Genomic DNA, 18759 nt, shown 5'->3' with positions numbered 1-18759 from the left:
CTCGCTGGTTTCTATGCCTGTATCCGCCTGGCTCACGCTTTTTTCCCGTAGATGTGGAAGCCGCCATAGATGGCCGAGCGATCACGAACATTGAGTTCCTGCGAACGCTCTTCGAAATAGACCCACTGATCGCGGATCGCTGGAGAAAGGCGGCCTTCGATGATGCTCTTTTCGGCGGCCGTGCGGAAGATGACGCGGGCGCCTTCGCGCGCCGTCCGGGTGATCTCCGCCCAGAGGCCATTGAGCTGCTCGTCGGTCATCCAGTCCTGCGCATCGAGGAGGATATAGCGATCGCGCGAAGCTGCCGGCTTCGAAGCGAGAAGCTCGGTGAAATTGGCGTGATGGACGCTCACACGATCGGCATTGGCACGGATCGCCTCATAGTGTTCCGGCTTGAGATAGGTGGGCAGAGGGCCTTGGTGCTGGGCAGCGTAGCGCCGAGAGAATGCCTGCCAGGCAAAGTAATTGTCGCGCATCGGAAAATGACAGGCGAGCTTTTCGAGCCGGTGTTTCAGCACGGCGGAAATGGAATCGTCGCCCGCCAGGCTCGCAAGCTCGTCATATTGCTGCGGCGGGATGCCGAGGCCAAAGAGCGAGCTCTTGCGGCCGAGCAGCCAGCGAACCGCCGGTTTGTCAAAGATCGGAGCAATTTCTTCCTCAAAGAACTGACGCTGCTCGCGCATGGTACGGGCTTCAGTCATCTTTTGGAGGCGAACGCCGTGCAAGCGTGCCAGTATATGGGCAGCGCCGATAAACCGGCCGAGAAGGCCGGTCTTGTAGATATTGCGGTTGAAGACCGTGATGCGGCGGCGGCCATAGAGATCGCGACCATCCCAGTAGTCAGCCGTGGCCGTGTCGAGGCGCGGCGCGATGAACTGGTCGTAAGCCTGGCTATTGCCCGCAGAATTCGCCGTTCCGAAGAAACGCACCAGGTCCGCATGGCCGGGAAGCAGGCGGAAGGCAGCTAGCTTCAGCTTGTTCAGTGCGATGTGGTGGCGATTGAGATCGACAACATCGATGGATGCAGGATTTTGCGAGAGGTAGGCGAGCATGTTGCAGCCGCCCGAACCGATGGTGACGATGCGATGATGCGCTTCCAGCTCCATCGCCTCCATATCGATATCCGGATCTTCCCAAATCTGCGGATAGACAAGACCGGAAAACAACATGCCGAACAAGCGCTCGGAAAGGCCTGCCTTAGACAGTGCCTTGTGCTGAAGCAGAGCGTCCTTGAGTTTCCGGTTCTTTTGGAGACCGGCATCCGGGGCGAATTCCGTCATCTGAGTCTTGTCACCGATTTGTGAAGTTCAGGGCGTGTAACCCGGCAATGCTACAGTCTGATGACGCGGGCTGTTGGCAGATCCAGCTGCAAGGCATCCTTGCACATATTTAAGGAGCCCTGATCATCGTAGATCTTTCATCTTGCTGCGTTTCCTGATTGTCTCCGCCTACCTTTCTGGAGAGTATGTGACATGCGTTTGATATCGAGAGTGATCGGGGCTCTTATTGTTCTGCTGCTGATCATTGTCGCCGGCGGAGCCGTTTGGCTCTCTCTTTATCCGCCGGAATTGCTGAAGGTCGGCGATGGCTACGCGGCAAAGATCGTCTGCTCCAATACGTTCGTGGCCAAGCGGGACCCGGACAAGGTGATGGAGGAGGATGTCCAGGCTCCCGGCAATCCGGCATTGAAGCTCATTCGCGTCTATGTCGATCGGGACGAGGGCGTGGTGACGGCCCGTTTCCTGGGATTGTTCGCGCCGAACCGTGCGCTTTATCGCGGTGCGCTTGGCTGTGCGCTGGTGCCGGACGGCGATCTGCAAACGGCTCGCAGCGCCGTCTTCCTCAACAAGGTGAAGGCGCCGAAGAACGATGCGGTTTGGCCGGATGGAGATACGGTAGACCTCGGTCAGGGTGACGTGGGGAGGAGGCTTGCCGATGTCGTATCGAATCCGGATCTTGCCGGGCCAGCCATGCGCGCGATCGTCGTGGTCAAGGATGGCCGTATTGTCGCCGAGACCTATGGCGATGGCTTCAGCAAGGCAACGCCGCTGATCGGCTGGTCGATGACCAAGACGGTGAATGCCGCGATTATCGGCCGTCTCATGCTGGCCGGGCGCATGTCCTTCGACGATCAGAATCTTCTGCCGCAATGGAGCGCCGACTCGCGTAAGGACATCAAGCTCAGCGATCTTCTCGCCATGGAAAGCGGGCTTGCGTTTAACGAATCCTATGGCACCGTATCGGATGTAACGCGCATGCTCTATCTCGACGCGGATGTGACGAGCCTAGCAGCCAATGCGCGTCAGCTGGCAGCGCCGGGCGAGCGTTTCAGCTATTCCAGTGGCACGGCCGCGCTGCTTTCTCGCCTGTGGATGAACCGGCTGCCCAATCTGAGCGCTGCCATCTCGTATCCGCGCGAAGCGCTCTTCGGACCACTCGGAATGTATAGCGCTGTTTTCGAGGCCGACGAGCGCGGCACCTTCGTCGGCAGTTCCTATCTCTATGCCAATGCCCGGGATTGGGCGCGCTTCGGCATGTTTCTGCTACAGGACGGGGTCTGGAATGGGCACCGTTTGTTGCCGGAGGGGTTCGTCGGCGCCATGCGCACGCCGACGAAGGCTTCCGAGGGCGTTTACTCGCAGGTTCAGGCCTGGCTTGCGGGCCCTGGCGGCTCGAACGCCCAATTCGGTCTGCCCGCGGATGCATTTTGGATGACCGGTCATGACGGCCAAACGGTCGCAATCGTCCCGTCCGCCAATCTCGTCGTCGTGCGGATGGGGCTGACGCCGACCTGGGCGGACTATCGGCCGCAAATCCTGCTGAAGCGGATCATGGATGTGATAAAGCCGGCCACGAATTAGGCCGGCTTGTCAGAATTATCTGGATAAAATTAGTAATTGCCGTTGGCGACGTCAGTAAGGCCCTTACGCTTGGCGTCGTAGTAATAGCCGCGGGCATAAAGCTGCACGGCATTCACTTCCTTGTTTTGAGCCTTGCTGTCGGCCGTCATCCATGCGCCGCGCAGATATTTGGCGGCATATTTGATGTTGGTTTCCGCGTCGAGAAGCCCCGACGCTGGGCCTTCGTAGCCCATGGACTTCGCCGTATTATACTTGATCTGCATCAGGCCGAAATATCCGGCGCGATTATAGGCTTTCGGATTGTAACGGCTTTCGCGGTGAACGACGCGATGAATCAGGGATTCCGGAATTTCGTAAAGCTTGGCGTATTTCTGGATGAGCTTCGAAACATAGCTCTTTTGCTCAGCCGGAACATCGGAATCGTAATTCGCAGTGTTGGTGGTGGTCATGACAGCCGGCACGACCGTCGGACCGCTACTGTCGAAATTGAAGTCATAATGCATGCGATTGTCGGCGTAGCGCGGAACGCCCATCTGCGCGGGCGTGGCGAACGCGACTTCAGCCTGCGGTATCGAACCTGGACGCGGCGTCGGCACGGCAACCTGGATGGCCGCAACATCCGATGTCATCGGAATGGCGGGCTGGCTCTGAGCCACGGAGGAGGAAACCGGCGTGAGCGCGGCATCACCAGGGCGCGCCGGATTCGGCATCGGGATGGCGACTACGGAAGGCATCAGCGGCACGTCGGAAGCGGCATAGGCTGCTGCGGCTGAGGCGCTACCAGCTGGAGCGCCCGTTGCGGCAGCGATTGCGGCGGTTCCCTGATTGGCAGCGCTCGCAACAGGCGTGCCGAAACGTCCCGCGTCCATCTGCTGCTGGCTTGCAGCAGCAACGTTTGTCGAACCCGGAACAACACGGCCGGACTTTGCCATTGCCGTCTGTTGTGGCTGTCGCGGACCGATGAAATTCGGCGATATCGCGGCCACTGCCACGCCGCCTACTGCAGGCGCGGCCGTGCCAGTTGCGGTCAGGGTCGTATTCGGATGCGGCACGTTGGTGTGTGCCGACGGGAGTTCTGCCTGAGACGTCTGCTGCTGAGTGCTTGCACACCCGGCGAGAGCGCCGCACATCATTGCCGACAAGGCAACGCTGCGCTTCAGGCTGGGAAATCCGATCGTTACCATTCTGTCACTTTCGAAAAAACCAAACCCAATTTCGATGCAATTCGGCCACAGGACCGCCAAATTCGGTCACGGGATCGATAAAATTATGAATCCCCATTAACCTATCCGTGATCACCCCGCAACCCTGCACGGCCTCAGGCAGCCATCCGACGGTATCCGGCGGTCACTGCACCGGCGGCAATCAACAGAGTTCCCCCCGTTCTGTTAACGACGCGTTGCACGCTTGCCTTGCGGATGAAGCCGCGTGCCATATCGGCGACGAAGACGTAAATAAGCGAGTTCAGTGCCGCTAACGTGAGGAAAGTTGCCTCTAGAATAAGCGTTTGCTGAAGAAATGGCTTCGACATGTCGAGAAATTGCGGAACGAACGCAATGAAGAAGACGATGCTCTTCGGGTTGAGAGCGGTTACAACGTATGAGTGTAAGAGGATTTTTAACGGTTTTTCCTCTGGGAGATTGTCGTTATCGCCCATCGGTCCCGTCACAATGGGGGCTCTCCAGAGCTTGATTCCGAGGAAAACGAGATAGGCTGCGCCGATCAGCTTCAGAATCGTGAATAGTGTCGCTGATGTGGCGAGGAGGGCGCCAAGACCGGCGAGCGAAGCGGTCATTGCCGTGAAATCGCCAAGCGTGACGCCGGTCACCGTTGCCAGCGCCGTCTTGCGGCCGTGGCCCAATGCATAGGATATGACAAGGAGAATGGTCGGGCCTGGTATGGCCAGCATGATGCAGGAAGCGGCGGCGAAAGCGAGCCAGGTTTCGATTGACATGGAATCCTCCCTAATTCCTATTTCGCCGCCAGCAAAGACATTGGATTAGCGATCCGTCAACCCGCCTGATGGACAATCGGGCCGTCTGATTGTCCATCAGTCCGTTGATCACAGATCTATCAGGCCTGTGTGTATTTCTGGCCGATATGGTCCATGACCTCAGCGAACCAGGGTGTGAAGATATCGAAGGCCTTGCCGCCCTTGATGCGCGGAAACTCGATGACGCGTAGCTTGCCGCCCTGACCTTCATCATGGCCGGTGACGCCCGATACTTTGTTGAGCGCACTTTCCACGGCGAGATCGACCATGCCCTGAATCAGGCGGAGGTCCTCGCCGTTTGCCGGCGCGGAGCGTGCGAAATAGCCTGACTTCTGCACCATCGAGCGTTCGGCGCCGATGATGGCTGCGAATTGCTTCTGGAACCAGCCGCCGACATTGATGGTGTCGATCTTTACGTGACCGAATGCATCGCGCTTGACGGTTTCGCCGGCCGCTTCGCGCTCGGCGACGATCGCGTCGAGGCCCGCGCCTTCCGAAACGAACAACGTCACCTGGCCGGTCTTTTCCATGTTAGTGCGCAGGCGTTCGCCTTCAGCCTCGATGTCGAAGACCATTTCGGGCAGATAGAGGCCGTCGATGCGCTTCAAATCGGCATTCATCATGAAGCCTTCGACATATTCGTTGGCGCTGGTCTTCTGAATGTAGGCGCGCGCGGTTGCAGCGGTCAGCCAGCCACAGTGGCGGCCCATCACTTCATGGATCACGAGCGTCTTTGGGGCCGCGGTCTGTTCGTTGCTAACATTGTCGAAGAAGTCAGCGCCGACTTCGGCAGCCGTCCAGGCGCCGAGAGACTGGCGGATCGGCACGACGTCGTTGTCAACCGTTTTCGGCAGGCCGACAACGGTCAGATCGTAGCCATTGGCGCCAAGATAGGCGGCGAGATCGGCGGCCGTCGTATTGGTGTCGTCGCCGCCGATCGTATGAAGAATGGTTACCCCGTCGGACGCCAGCCGCTCGGCTGCGACGCGCAGTGGGTTTTCGCCTTCCTTGACCAGGCCGCGCTTGACGCAATCGGCGATGTTGGTGAGCTTGACGCGGCTGTTGCCGATCGGCGAGCCGCCATAGCGATGCAGCAGGTAGGCCTTTTCGCGCATGGCCGGCGTCACTTCGATGCTGTCTCCCAGCAGAACTCCCTGGTAGCCGGAACGATAAGCGATTATGTCGAGGTCAGGTGCCACATCGCTATAGCGCTGAATCAGCCCGCCAACGGCAGACGAAAGGCAGGGCGCCAGTCCGCCTGCAGTGAGCATTGCGACTTTCTGTTTGGCCATGGAGATCCTCCTTGCAGTCTTGCTGCGTCATTTCAGTGGTTGCGGTGGGAATGGATGCGACAGGCGGACATGGGTGTAAAGTAAAGAATTTAAGAAATCCGCGGTTTGTTTCGCCCTCGAAGGCCGAGTAGGGCGATTGGCCGATTGCTCGCAATGCAGCATCATTACCAAATTGTGAAAAGTGTTTTCGCCCTTGCGACGAATGGACTGCTTGCAATGGCAACTATTATTTGATCAAGGTGTTCTACAGTTTAAGTGGATATCGAGACCGGCATGTCGTTCTGGGAAAAACTGCTGAATGCTATCGGTAGCACTGCCGGCAATGCCCTGTCGGCGGTCGTCGAGGCCATTCGCACCGTCTTTGAAGGCGATCCGGAAACGCGCCGCAAGGTAGCGTTTTCCGTTGCTATAATCGCCCTGTCCGCCAAAATGGCGAAGGCAGACGGCGTGGTCACGGAAAATGAGGTCAACGCATTCCGCGAGATCTTCGAATTTCCGCCCGATCAAGCGAAAAATGTCGCTCGTCTCTATAATCTGGCGCGCCAGGATGTGGCCGGTTACGAAGCCTATGCGGAGCGGCTGTCCTCCCTTTGCGAAACCTGCACGGAGAATTGCCCGGTGCTGGAAGACGTGCTCGACGGTCTCTTCCATATCGCCAAGGCTGATGGCCTTATTCATGAGAAGGAAATGGCTTTCCTTCAGCATGTCGCCGAAATCTTCCATATGAGTGAGGGGCGGTTCGAGCAGATCATGGCGCGCCATGTCAATGTTGGCGGCCGCGATCCCTACAAAGTGCTCGGCGTCTCCCGTCAGGACGATTTTCCGACGATTCGCCGCCGGTACCATGGCCTCGTCTATGAGAACCATCCGGATCGCCTCATGTCGCGTGGGGTGCCGGAAGAGTTCCATGCCATAGCCAACGAGCGCATGGCGGCTCTGAATGCGGCTTACGCCGAGATCGAGAAAGAACGCCGCGCAGCATGAGTGCATTCAAGGCCGATTTCGCTCGCGCCCATGTGCAGCCTTCGCCGAACCATGGCGAGAGGCGGGATGGGCGTCGGCCTGATATCATCCTTTTGCACTATACCGGCATGGGCACGGCTGAGGGCGCTCTCGATTGGCTCTGTCGTCTGGAGAGCCAGGTTTCCAGTCACTATTTTGTCTTCGAGGATGGGCGCGTCATGCAGCTTGTCCCGGAAGAGCGCCGTGCTTGGCACGCGGGCAAGAGCTCCTGGCATGGCGAAACCGACATCAATTCATCGTCGATCGGCATCGAAATCGCCAATGCCGGCCATCCCGGCGGACTGCCGGAATTTCCTGACGCGCAGATCGAAGCGGTGATCGAACTGTGTCGCGATTGCGGCCAACGCTGGGCAATCGCGCCTGAACGGGTGCTTGGACACTCCGATGTTGCCCCTGTGCGCAAGGTCGATCCGGGTGAGAAATTCCCCTGGGCGCGGCTCGCTGCGGCGGGCGTGGGGCACTGGGTTGAGCCGGCTTCGATCACTGGCGGACGGTTCTTCCAGAAGGGTGATGTGGGGCAGCCGATCGAAGCCTTGCAGTCGATGCTGTCGCTGTATGGCTATAACACTGAAATAAATGGCGAATTCTCGGAAAAACTGAAGGGCGACGTCGAAGCCTTCCAGCGCCATTTCCGGCAGGAGCGTGTGGACGGCATCGCCGACTTTTCGACGATCGATACGCTTCACCGCCTACTGGCCGCGTTGCCCGGCTATTCGTGAATTCGTTCCATCCTGTCATGGGCGTTTATAGCCGGCTATAGATGCAAAAACGCGTAACACCCTGCTACGCCACAGCTTTTCCCTATTATTTCCGCATTGCATTGGTCTAACGGCGCTCGCTGAACGGCGGTCGCGCCGTCTGGGTTTGTGTGTCGCGCGGCCGTAGACGACTAATGGGGACTGTGCACTCCGGCGGCTCTTTTTGCCTCCAGCCGGGCGTGATGGCTTTGGCTATCCGCGGTCCCGCCCCTGGAGACAAAAGACTACATGAAAAATTTGATTGTTGCGGCTGTGGCATGCATGGGCGTGCTGCTGGTGGGATACGATTGCGCCTCTGCGGGCGAGCTGCACGCAAAGCAGAAAACTGTTCCTCTCAAGATCGTCAGCCGCACTACCGGCTTCCCGGTTCCCAATGTTCCCGTCGAATTGCGCGATGCAGAGACCTCCTTCGCACGGCAAAATCGCTACTCCGTATTGATTGCCAAATATGCCAAGCAGAACGGCGTCGCGGTCGAACTCGCTACCGCCGTCATCCGGATCGAAAGCAATTTCAATCCGAAAACTCGTGGAAGCGCAGGCGAAATCGGCCTTATGCAGATCAAGCCGGCGACCGCCAAGCTGATGGGCTATACGGGCCGCGCCCAGGGGCTCTACGATCCTGAAACGAACATCAAGTTCGGCATGAAATATCTCGCCATGGCGCAGGATCTTGGCGGTGGACCGACCTGCAACACCATCCTCAAATACAATGCCGGCCATGGCGCCACGCGCATGAACCCGATCTCGAAGCGCTATTGCGGCAAGGTGCTTGCACTTCTGGACTGACAGCCAAGCCAGGATTCGGATAGGGCGGAATCGCTTTCCGTGCTATCGAAACCGCGGCTATCGGTGAGGGTTACAGTATGGCAGCGGATTTCAGGTTCATCGTCGTCGGTCGGGGCATGATGGGGGCAGCGGCTGCCCGTCACCTGGCCAGACAAACCGACGGCATCGCCGTCATCGGGCCGGATGAACCTGAAGATCGCGCCAATCATCAGGGTGTTTTCGGCAGTCATTATGACGAGGGCCGTATTACCCGCACGATCGACCCGGATACGGATTGGGCTCGTCTCGCAAACCGTTCGATCAGCCGTTATGCGGATATCGAACGGGATAGCGGCATTCAATTTTACGCCCCAGTCGGCTGCCTTGTTGTCGGGCCGAGGCGGGGTGGTGAAATAGCTTATGTCGGTGATGTCGTAGAAGCGGCCAGGCGGCTCGGCGTGCAAACCGATATCCTCGATGACACCGAACTCAAGATGAAGTTTCCTTTCTTCTCCTTCGCATCGGGAAGCGAAGGGGTCTTCGAACCGCATGGGGCGGGTCACATCAGCCCGCGCCGGCTCGTTAAGGCGCAATCGCTACTGGCGGAGAAGGCAGGCGCTCGCATTATCAAGCAGACGGCTGTGTCGATCCGCGACGAGAGCGGCCTGGCTGTCGTGACGACGGCCGAGGGCGAGACATTCAGTGCGGAAAAAATACTGCTGGCCGCCGGCGGTTTCTCCATTGCCGAGAATCTCTTGCCGCGACCTGTTGAGATGAAGGTTTATGGACGCACGGTCACCTTCTTCGAAGTGAGCGAGACTGAAGCCGAAGCCCTTTCCGGCATGCCATCGCTGATATCCAAGGCAGCCGATGATGTGGAGAGCATCTATATGTTGCCGCCGATCCGTTATCCGGACGGCAAATATTACATGAAGATCGGTGGCGATCCCGATGATCTGCAGTTCACGACCGAGACGGAGTTGCGTGCCTGGTTCCGCACGACCGGTCGCAACAAGGCGCGCGAGCATCTGGTGCGCATATTCCACGGGCTCGTTCCAGGCGTCAGACGGCCACCGACTTTCACCAATTCCTGTGCCGTTTCCTATTCGCCATCGGGTTACCCGATGATCGGCTACACCTCTTCGCCGCGCGTGGCGGTTCTGACGGGCGGCTGTGGCATGGCCGCCAAGAGCTCCGATGAAATAGGCCGGCTCGGGGCGGAACTGCTGCTTACAGGTCGAATCAAGGACGAAGGCTACGGCACGGATTTCTCAGCGTATTTCCGCAATTGACATCCGCTCTTCACAAACCAGCATATTTCGGTGGCAATTGCCGGCGGTCTCGGTTAATGAGCCTGTGCCAGTTGGCTGGGCAGCCGCGCTTCATCAATGCCGAAAGGCGATGGGGTGAGGAAAGTCCGGGCTCCACGGAAACACGGTGCCGGATAACGTCCGGCGGGGGCAACCTCAGGGAAAGTGCCACAGAAAGCAAACCGCCCGATTTTCGGATCGGGTAAGGGTGAAAGGGTGGGGTAAGAGCCCACCGCGTCTCTGGCAACAGCGACGGCACGGAAAACCCCACCGGGAGCAAAACCGAATAGGGATGACACGGAGCGCGCGAGCGCTCCAGCCTGTTTCCGGGCCGGTCATCCGGGTGGGTTGCACGAGGCGTCGCGTAAGCGCCGTCCCAGATGAATGGCTGCCACGTTCCGGCCTCGGCCGGAGCCATACAGAACCCGGCTTACAGGCCAACTGGCAAATCATCGTGTCACTTCGAGCGGCGCGTCCAACGCTTCCGCCAAATAATTTTCGAAGCTGCCGAATGCCTTGAATTTCAGGGCTTCCGGGCCCGACGGGCGAAGGTTTTAACCTGTGAAAACAATCCGTTTCGGGACGTATCCTGAAGCCGATCCTAACCTTTCGTTAAACTTAACGTCTTATGAATATTCAGGCTGCGGCCACGTGTGACGTGGCTTCATCCCATTGACGCCCATATGGTCCCATGGTATCCCAAAAGAACACTGCACAAGGGCAAATCAGAGCCCAATCATCGCAAGGCCATAATCGCTCCCGTTCTGGGAGTGTCGAAGGGGTGTCGGCTCTTTCGGCTTGCGAAGCTGTGTCCGATTTTGGCTGTGCCTGTAAGCGAGTAGCGGCTTCCGGGTCATGGGGGACGGGTGTTTCGCGTCATGAACCGCTTCCTGTCAAATGCGACCAATCGGATCGATTCCAAAGGGCGGGTTTCCGTGCCGGCGGCGTTTCGTTCCGTGTTGGCCGAGCGCAATATCCAGGAATTGTACTGCTTCCAGGATTTTGTGTTTCCGGCAATCAGTATCGGTGGTCTCGATCTGCTCGATCGCTTCGAGCGGCAGATTGCGGCGGACGATCCGTTTTCGCCGGCGGCGAACCAGATGTCGCTCCTCATTCACGGGGGCGGGGTCTTCATGAAGCTCGATGCGGAAGGGCGGTTGATGGTCACGGATTTCATTCGCGACTTCACCGGAATCGCAAGCGAAGTGACCTTTGTCGGTCGGGCGGATCATTTTCAATTGTGGCGACCGGAGGCCTTCTTGGCCTTGCAGTCGCAGGCACGAGAGGAGCGCAGGCTGGCGGGCAGGCGCTCGGAATAGAGCGGGGAAACGGAATGGCGGCGAATTCAGGCGGAGGTTCTTCTGATGCCGGTGGCGGACCGGTTCGTCACATTCCGGTTCTTCTTTCCGAAGTGTTGGAGGCGCTGGCTCCGGCGCCCGGCAGGATCATCCTCGATGGAACGTTCGGTGCTGGCGGTTATACGTCCGCCATTCTTAAGGCGGGCGCCGATGTAATCGCGCTTGATCGCGATCCGACGGCAATTGCGGCGGGGCAGGCGCTCGTTTCCGCCCATGCGGGACATCTCGAGCTCATTCAGTCGCAGTTTTCTCAGTTGGCCGAGCATGCTCCCGGAGGCGGCCTTGACGGTGTCGTGCTCGATATCGGCGTCTCCTCCATGCAGATCGACGAGGCGGAGCGCGGGTTCTCCTTCAGCAAAAACGGTCCGCTCGACATGCGCATGTCGGCAAGCGGCGTATCGGCTGCCGATGTCGTCAACCGTGCAAAGCTTGCCGATCTCATTCGCATTTTTGTGTTTCTAGGCGAGGAAAAGCAGGCGCCGCGTATCGCGCATGCGATCGAGAAGCGGCGTGCGGAAGCCCCTTTCGTGACCACCCGCGATCTGGCCGGTCTGATCGAGGTCGTGACGCCGCGAAAGGCGAAGGACAAGATCCATCCTGCGACGCGGGTTTTTCAGGCTCTGCGCATTTTCGTCAACGACGAGCTCGGCGAGCTGGCTCAGGCATTGTTCGCAGCCGAGCGCGCCCTCAAGCCGGGTGGGCGCCTTGTCGTCGTGACCTTCCATTCGCTGGAAGATCGGATCGTCAAGAAGTTCTTCGCCGATCGTTCGGGCCGTGCTGTCGGGTCACGTCATATGCCTATCGTGACCGAGCGGCCTGCCACCTTCGAGCCGGTCGGCAAGTCGATGATTTCTGCGAGTGATGCCGAGGCGGAAGCCAATCCGCGTGCTCGTTCGGCCAAGTTGCGTGCGGGGGTTCGCACCTTGGCTCCGGCGGAGGCGGCAGATCTTTCGATCTTCGATCTGCCCAGTCTCGCCAGTCTTGGAAAGCTTGGGGGCTAAAATGCTGAAGACTTTTGACATCGTGCTGATCGGCGTCATGACGGCCATGGCCAGTGTGACCTATACGATCAAGCATCATGCCGAGCTGAAGCTGGAAGAGGTTCGCCGCCTCGAATCCGAAATCAAGCTTGAGAGGGATACGATCGATCTCCTCAAGGCGGACTGGGCGCTGGTTTCTCAGCCGAACCGGCTGGAACGCCTGGTCAATAATTACAATAGCGAACTTCAGCTGCAGCCGACGCTCTCGACGGCGATCGTTCAGCCGAGCGAACTGCCGATGTTGCGCTCGCAGCTTCCGCCGCCAACGGTAACGGCGTCCAACGATCCGAAAGGCGGCAAGGCAGGCGGTGCCAAGGGCGGCACATCGGTGGCCTCGAGCAATGGCGATACGACGGATGCGCAGATCAGGAAGGCCATCGCCGATGTTGCTGCCGCTCCGGCGCCGCGACCGAAGCCGCCCGCTCTTGCCAAGCGCAAGAAGTCTGATGTCGACAACATGGCAACGGGATCGGTGAGGGATTAATGTCTTTTCTTTCGCGCATCATGGTCCTGAAGAGCAAGGCCCACTTCTCTACTGATGGCAACAATCGCCCCAGCGATGGATTTTCCCGTTCGACATTCGAGGGTGCGCGCAAGCGCAAGTCCAACCAGGCAAAAAGCCGTGTCGTACTATTGGTTGGGAGTTTCATCGCGATCTATTGCGTGATCGGCGGTCGTCTTGCGCAATTCGCCATGACAAAGCCGGATATCACTTCCAGCATTCTGCCGCCGGATCGGCTGATGGCCTCGCGCCCTGATATCGTCGATCGTAATGGCGCCTTGCTGGCAACCGACATCCGCACGGTCTCGCTGTTTGCCGAACCGAACAAGATCATCGACGCGGACGAAGCTGTCGAGGAATTGCGCAAGGTCCTGCCGGATCTCGATACCAAATCCACCTACAAGAAGCTTTCGGCGAAGTCCTCGCACTTTGCCTGGCTGCGTCGGCAGCTGACCCCGAAGCAGCAGAACCAGATTTTGGCCCTGGGCATTCCCGGCATCGGCTTCCGTCCCGAGAAACGCCGCTTCTATCCGGGCGGGACGACCGCCCCTCACATTCTCGGCTACGTGAATATCGACAATCGCGGCGTTGCCGGAATGGAGAAATATATCGACGACCAGGGGCTCGCCGACCTCGCTGCTGCGGGCATGACCAACGATCAGCCGCTGCAGCCGGTGAAGCTTTCGATCGATCTGCGCGTGCAGGGCATCGTTCGTGATGCGGTGGTCAATGCTGTCAAGAATTTCCAGGCTAAGGGCGCGGGTGCCGCAGTTCTCGATGTCCACACTGGCGAGGTTCTCGGCATGGCCTCGGCTCCGGATTTCGATCCGAACTATCCGAATGAGGGCGCCACGGAAGGCTGGCTCAACCGCATGACGAACGGCACGTTCGAAATGGGATCGACCTTCAAGACCTTCACCATGGCGATGGCGCTGGATGATGGCAAGGTGACGTTGCGTAACGCCTTCGATGCCACCAACCCCATTCGTATTGGTGGCTTCACCATCAAGGATTTCCACGGCCAGCGGCGCGTTTTGACCGTTCCTGAAATCTTCCAGTACTCCTCGAACATCGGCACGGCCAAGATCGCAGATATCGTCGGCATCGAAGGCCATAAGGAGTTTCTCACCCGTATCGGCCTACTTACGAAGATGCAGACCGAATTGCCCGAGGTGAAAATGCCGTCGCAACCACGCGTCTGGAAGAAGATCAATTCTATCACGATCTCCTTCGGTCACGGTGTCTCGACGACGCCGCTGCAGACAGCTGTCGCGGGAGCGGCACTCGTCAATGGCGGCAAGCTGATCGAGCCGACCTTCCTGCCGCGCACGCGCGGCCAGGCCGACGCCATCGCCAAGATGGTCGTCAAGAAGAGCACCAGCGATGACGTGCGCTTCCTGCTTGAGTTCAACGGCACCAGGGGCTCGGGCCGTAACGCCCGCGTTCCCGGCTATAATGTCGGCAGCAAGACCGGCACGGCCGATAAGGTGGTCAACGGTCGGTATTCCAATACGCTGAACTTCAATACATTCATGGCGGTGTTTCCGATCGACAATCCGCAATACATTGTCATGACCTTCATCGACGAGCCGAAGAGTGGCGAGCGCGGCGGCGGAACGATTTCGGCCTTCACGGCCTTGCCGATCGCCCGTGATATCGTCGCCCGCTCGGCGCCGATTCTCGGGGTACAGCCCAATTTTGGAAAAGATGACTCGGCCTTGCTGGCGTCTTATTAAGCGTGAAAGAATACACACGTCGATTCGCGAGGGGCGGACTGATCGAGAAGGCGAAAAGTACATTCGATGAACTTGCGGGATATTACCGGAAATGAGTTTCCGGAACTCAACACACACATTGGCGGAGCGCTTGGCGATCTTGAGATAAGTGGGATCTCCGCCGACAGCCGTAAGGTGGCGCCAGGCGTGGCTTTTGTTGCCGTCGCCGGCACGAAGGCGGATGGGGCAAGTTTCATTGCCGATGCAGTTTCGCGCGGTGCCTCAGTTATAGTGGCTGGTCATGCGGCCGATGCCGGTAGTGTGCCATTGCTGCAGGTTGGCGAGCCGCGCCGGTTCCTCGCTGTCGCCGCGTCCCGCTTCTACGGACGCCAGCCCGAAACGATGGTGGCGGTGACGGGAACTGCGGGCAAGACCTCCGTTGCTTCTTTCACGCGCCAGATCTGGGCCTACGCCGGCCATCCGGCCGCCATGATCGGCACGACGGGCGTCGTTTCCCCGTTCCGCAATGAATATGGCGCGTTGACGACGCCCGATCCGGTGTCGCTGCACAAGCTTCTGGCCGAATTGGCGGACGATGGCGTCACGCACGCGGCTATGGAGGCTTCCAGCCATGGTCTTGATCAGTTTCGGCTTGATGGCGTGAAGCTCGCCGCCGCCGGTTTCACCAATCTCGGCCGCGATCACATGGATTACCATCCGACAGTCGAGGACTATATGGCCGCCAAGATGCGGCTGTTCCGCGACTTGCTGCCGAAGGGCTCGCCAGCTGTCATTTTTGCCGATGATGCCTGGTCCGCGCAGGCGATTGCCGCCGCGCAGGAGGCTGGGCATGATGTCCGCACTGTCGGGCGCAAGGGCGATTTCCTGACGTTGAAGCGCGTCGAGCACTTCCGTCATAAGCAGATAGCGGAAGTGCATGTCGGCGACGACATCTTTGAAGTTCATATCCCACTCGCAGGCGATTTCCAGATCGCCAATGCGCTGGTCGCCGCCGGTCTCGCGATCTCGACCGGTGTTGCCGCGCCGGTTGCCATGGCCGCGCTGGAGAAGCTGGTCGGTGCGTCGGGCCGTCTAGAACTCGTTGGTCACACGCATGACGGCGCGCTTGCCTATGTCGACTATGCCCATAAGCCGGATGCACTTGAAAACGTTTTGAATTCGGTGCGCCCGTTCACGACCGGACGCGTCATCGTCGTCTTTGGCTGCGGTGGCGACCGCGATCGCGGCAAGCGTCCGATCATGGGCGAGATCGCCTGCCGTCTAGCCGATGTCGTCGTTGTCACCGACGACAATCCGCGCTCGGAGGATCCGGCAACGATCCGCGCGGAAATCATGGCGGCTGCCGCCTGTGCGACCGAGATCGGTGATCGCGCCGAAGCGATCCGCAAGGCTGTAGGCCTGCTGAAATCCGGCGACACGCTGATCGTCGCCGGCAAGGGGCATGAGGAAGGTCAGACGATCGGCAGCGTCACGCTGCCGTTCTCCGACCATGCCGAGTTGCGCAAAGCATTGGAGGATTTGAAGTCTTGAGCTGGTTATGGACAACTGAGGATCTGATCGCTGCAATCTCTGGCCGCTCTTTCGGAGTGTTGCCCGAGGGCATTACGGGCATTTCCATAGACAGTCGTTCCATCAAGCCGGGCGAAGCCTTTTTCGCCATCAAGGGCGATCGCGTCGATGGTCATGACTATGCCAATATCGCTATGGCGAACGGCGCAGCCTTCATCGTCATCAGCGAGGCACGTTTGCCTGCCATGGGCAGTCTGACAGTACCGAAGGTTGTCGTGGATGACGTCTTGGCGGCGCTTGCGCGGCTCGGCGTTGCCGCCCGCAAGCGCACGCAGGCGAAGATCATCGCCGTCACGGGTTCGGTCGGCAAGACGACGACCAAGGAGATGCTGCGGCGCGCGCTGACCCCGTCAGGCAAGGTGCATGCCTCCGTTGCTTCCTTCAATAATCATTGGGGCGTCCCGCTGACTCTGGCGCGTATGCCCGAGAACACCGATTTCGGCGTTTTCGAGATCGGTATGAACCATCCCGAAGAGATCAGGCCGCTGGTCAAAATGGTGCAGCCGCATGTGGCGATCATCACTACGATCGCGCCGGCTCATCTCGGCAACTTCAATAGTATCAGTGAGATCGCCGCCGCCAAGGCGGAAATTTTCGACGGCGTCGTGCCTGGCGGCCATGCCATTCTCAATCACGACAACGATCAGTTCGAGATGCTGGAGAAGGCTGCCATGGCAGCCGGAATCGAGCATATCCATAGCTTCGGCCAGCATGCGAAGGCCGATGTCCGTCTCGCCGAGTTCAATGCCTCGGAAGAGAATTCAACGCTTTGGCTGACGATCGGCGGCGAGACCATGGAGGTGGCGCTTGGCGCACCTGGGCGTCATATCGCGGAAAATGCACTCGCCGTACTTGGCGCCGTCATGCTCGTGGAGGCCGATCTCGACCAGGCGGTCGATGCGCTGGCCGACTTGCAGCCGGAAAAGGGCAGGGGCCAACGTCATAAGCGCGCGATCGGCAACGGCTATTTCACGCTGATCGACGAAAGCTATAACGCCAATCCCGCTTCCATGCGCGCGGCCATCGCGCTGCTGGCGACGACCTCTCCGCATGCGGGAGCCGGCGGCCGGCCGGGCAGGCGGGTCGCCATGCTCGGCGACATGTTGGAAATGGGGGATTATGCCCAGCGCGTTCATGCCAACCTTGCGGGGCCGCTGCTTGCGGCCGGCATCGAGCATGTCTGGCTGGCAGGTCCGGAGATGGCGGCTTTGAGGGATGAGCTGCCGGAAAGTGTTCATGTCGAATATCACGAGACGACTGAGGAGCTCTCGGAATTCGCGCTCAATTCTGTCGCTCCCGGCGATGTCTTGATGGTGAAATCGTCGCTGGGAATGGGGTTCGGAAAGATCATCGCGGGCTTGCTTGACAAATTTCCCGCATTTTCCGACACGGGCCCCCACACCCATCAGGGGCTTTAGAAAGGGCTCTTATGCTGATCTGGCTTGCCGAACTGTCGGACCATATTCATTTTTTCAGTACTCACTTCAGATTCTTCAATCTGTTCAGATACATCACGTTCCGTACCGGCGGTGCTCTGTTCACGTCAGCGTTGATCGTTTTTCTCTTCGGGCCGCGAATCATTTCCTCCCTGCGCGTGCGTCAGGGCAAGGGGCAGCCGATCCGCGCCGATGGTCCGCAGACGCATTTCAAGAAGGCCGGCACCCCGACGATGGGCGGGCTGATGATTCTGGCCGGCATCGTCGTCTCGTCGCTGCTTTGGGCTGATCTTGCCAACGTCTATGTCGTTGCCACCCTGCTCGTGACGCTCGGTTTCGGCGCGATCGGCTTCTATGACGACTATCTCAAGGTGACCAAGCAAAGCGACAAGGGTTTTTCCGGCCGCGCGCGCCTCGGTATCGAATTCATCATCGCGGCGATTGCTGTCTATTTCATGATGACGACGGCGCTGTCCTCCGGTCCGGCCGGCTCTACCTTCGGCTCGTCGGTCGCCTTCCCCTTCTTCAAGAGCCTGTTGCTCAATCTTGGCATGTTCTTCGTGTTTTTCGGTGCCTTCGTCATCGTTGCCGCCGGCAATGCCGTCAATCTGACCGATGGTCTCGACGGGCTTGCCATCGTGCCCGTCATGATCGCAGCCGCGTCCTTCGGCGTCATCGCCTATCTCGCCGGCAACTTCGTCTTTGCCGATTACCTGGCGATCAATTTCGTGCCCGGAACGGGTGAGTTGGCCGTGGTCCTTGGTGCCGTCATCGGCGCCGGCCTCGGCTTCCTCTGGTTCAATGCGCCGCCGGCGGCCATCTTCATGGGCGATACCGGCTCGCTAGCACTCGGCGGCATGATCGGCTCGGTCGCCGTCGCCACCAAGCACGAGATCGTCATGGCGATCATCGGCGGTCTCTTCGTGCTCGAGGCGCTTTCCGTCATCATCCAGGTCGGTTTCTTCAAGATGACGAAGCGCCGCGTCTTCCTGATGGCGCCCATCCACCACCACTTCGAAAAGAAGGGCTGGACGGAAAGCCAGGTCGTTGTGCGTTTCTGGATCGTGGCCGTCATCCTGGCGATGATCGGCCTCTCCACCCTGAAACTGCGGTGAG

At 59.1% G+C, this 18759-nt stretch carries 16 protein-coding genes and 1 other RNA gene; 13 read left to right on the top strand and 4 right to left on the bottom strand.

Annotated features, from left to right (window positions below; all coding sequences use genetic code 11):
* Positions 1–32 precede the first annotated feature (32 nt).
* On the bottom strand, positions 33–1280 hold the full coding sequence (locus AC13RE_RS04090) for a BtaA family protein (RefSeq protein WP_488562033.1): 1248 nt from the start codon (positions 1278–1280) through the stop codon (positions 33–35).
* A 192-nt stretch (positions 1281–1472) separates the two neighbouring features.
* Here AC13RE_RS04090 and AC13RE_RS04085 point away from each other — a divergent pair, with 192 nt between their 5' ends.
* Positions 1473–2861 (top strand): serine hydrolase domain-containing protein, encoded by a 1389-nt coding sequence (locus AC13RE_RS04085; RefSeq protein WP_488483085.1) that lies wholly within the window; start codon positions 1473–1475, stop codon positions 2859–2861.
* A 29-nt stretch (positions 2862–2890) separates the two neighbouring features.
* Here the strand turns inward: AC13RE_RS04085 and AC13RE_RS04080 are convergent, their stop codons facing one another.
* From AC13RE_RS04080 to AC13RE_RS04070, 3 genes are all read right to left on the bottom strand, one after another.
* Complete coding sequence (locus AC13RE_RS04080) at positions 2891–4045, bottom strand: transglycosylase SLT domain-containing protein (RefSeq protein WP_488562032.1); 1155 nt, start codon at positions 4043–4045, stop codon at positions 2891–2893.
* 134 nt (positions 4046–4179) lie between these two features.
* On the bottom strand, positions 4180–4815 hold the full coding sequence (locus AC13RE_RS04075) for a LysE family translocator (protein WP_132717005.1): 636 nt from the start codon (positions 4813–4815) through the stop codon (positions 4180–4182).
* A gap of 119 nt (positions 4816–4934) precedes the next feature.
* Entirely contained in the window at positions 4935–6146 is a 1212-nt protein-coding gene (locus tag AC13RE_RS04070; RefSeq protein ID WP_488562031.1) for a pyrophosphate--fructose-6-phosphate 1-phosphotransferase, read from the bottom strand.
* A 273-nt stretch (positions 6147–6419) separates the two neighbouring features.
* Between AC13RE_RS04070 and AC13RE_RS04065 the strand changes: the two genes are divergently transcribed.
* The 12 genes from AC13RE_RS04065 (at position 6420) to mraY (ending at position 18758) form a co-directional block, all read left to right on the top strand.
* Positions 6420–7130, top strand: a complete 711-nt coding sequence (locus tag AC13RE_RS04065; protein ID WP_112334471.1) for a J domain-containing protein — start codon at positions 6420–6422, stop codon at positions 7128–7130.
* Positions 7127–7888, top strand: coding sequence for an N-acetylmuramoyl-L-alanine amidase (locus AC13RE_RS04060; protein WP_488562030.1), 762 nt, complete (start codon positions 7127–7129; stop codon positions 7886–7888). The genes AC13RE_RS04065 and AC13RE_RS04060 overlap by 4 nt, the downstream gene beginning before the upstream one ends.
* A 267-nt stretch (positions 7889–8155) precedes the next feature.
* Positions 8156–8713, top strand: a complete 558-nt coding sequence (locus AC13RE_RS04055; protein ID WP_488562029.1) for a lytic transglycosylase domain-containing protein — start codon at positions 8156–8158, stop codon at positions 8711–8713.
* A 77-nt stretch (positions 8714–8790) separates the two neighbouring features.
* Complete coding sequence (locus tag AC13RE_RS04050; protein WP_488562028.1) at positions 8791–9984, top strand: NAD(P)/FAD-dependent oxidoreductase; 1194 nt, start codon at positions 8791–8793, stop codon at positions 9982–9984.
* Between the two features lie 67 nt (positions 9985–10051).
* Positions 10052–10451, top strand: an RNA gene (gene rnpB / locus AC13RE_RS04045) — RNase P RNA component class A.
* Between the two features lie 429 nt (positions 10452–10880).
* On the top strand, positions 10881–11321 hold the full coding sequence (gene mraZ, locus AC13RE_RS04040; RefSeq protein WP_132717001.1) for a division/cell wall cluster transcriptional repressor MraZ: 441 nt from the start codon (positions 10881–10883) through the stop codon (positions 11319–11321).
* Between the two features lie 14 nt (positions 11322–11335).
* Positions 11336–12361 (top strand): 16S rRNA (cytosine(1402)-N(4))-methyltransferase RsmH, encoded by a 1026-nt coding sequence (rsmH, locus tag AC13RE_RS04035; protein WP_488562027.1) that lies wholly within the window; start codon positions 11336–11338, stop codon positions 12359–12361.
* Position 12362: 1 nt separating this feature from the next.
* The gene (gene ftsL / locus AC13RE_RS04030) at positions 12363–12884 is read left to right on the top strand and encodes a cell division protein FtsL (protein WP_488562026.1); all 522 of its coding nucleotides are present in this window, start codon (positions 12363–12365) and stop codon (positions 12882–12884) included.
* The gene (locus AC13RE_RS04025; protein WP_488562025.1) at positions 12884–14638 is read left to right on the top strand and encodes a peptidoglycan D,D-transpeptidase FtsI family protein; all 1755 of its coding nucleotides are present in this window, start codon (positions 12884–12886) and stop codon (positions 14636–14638) included. The genes ftsL and AC13RE_RS04025 overlap by 1 nt, the downstream gene beginning before the upstream one ends.
* A gap of 66 nt (positions 14639–14704) precedes the next feature.
* Positions 14705–16168, top strand: coding sequence for a UDP-N-acetylmuramoyl-L-alanyl-D-glutamate--2,6-diaminopimelate ligase (locus tag AC13RE_RS04020; protein WP_488562024.1), 1464 nt, complete (start codon positions 14705–14707; stop codon positions 16166–16168).
* Positions 16165–17625, top strand: coding sequence for a UDP-N-acetylmuramoylalanyl-D-glutamyl-2,6-diaminopimelate--D-alanyl-D-alanine ligase (locus AC13RE_RS04015; protein ID WP_488483096.1), 1461 nt, complete (start codon positions 16165–16167; stop codon positions 17623–17625). The genes AC13RE_RS04020 and AC13RE_RS04015 overlap by 4 nt, the downstream gene beginning before the upstream one ends.
* An 11-nt stretch (positions 17626–17636) precedes the next feature.
* Positions 17637–18758 (top strand): phospho-N-acetylmuramoyl-pentapeptide-transferase, encoded by a 1122-nt coding sequence (mraY, locus tag AC13RE_RS04010; RefSeq protein WP_488562023.1) that lies wholly within the window; start codon positions 17637–17639, stop codon positions 18756–18758.
* The last annotated feature ends 1 nt before the right edge of the window (position 18759 follow it).

This window comes from Martinezella sp. CNPSo 3959, assembly GCF_057784355.1.
Note: the sequence above shows the minus strand (reverse complement) of the source record. Positions and strands in the feature narration are given on the sequence as shown.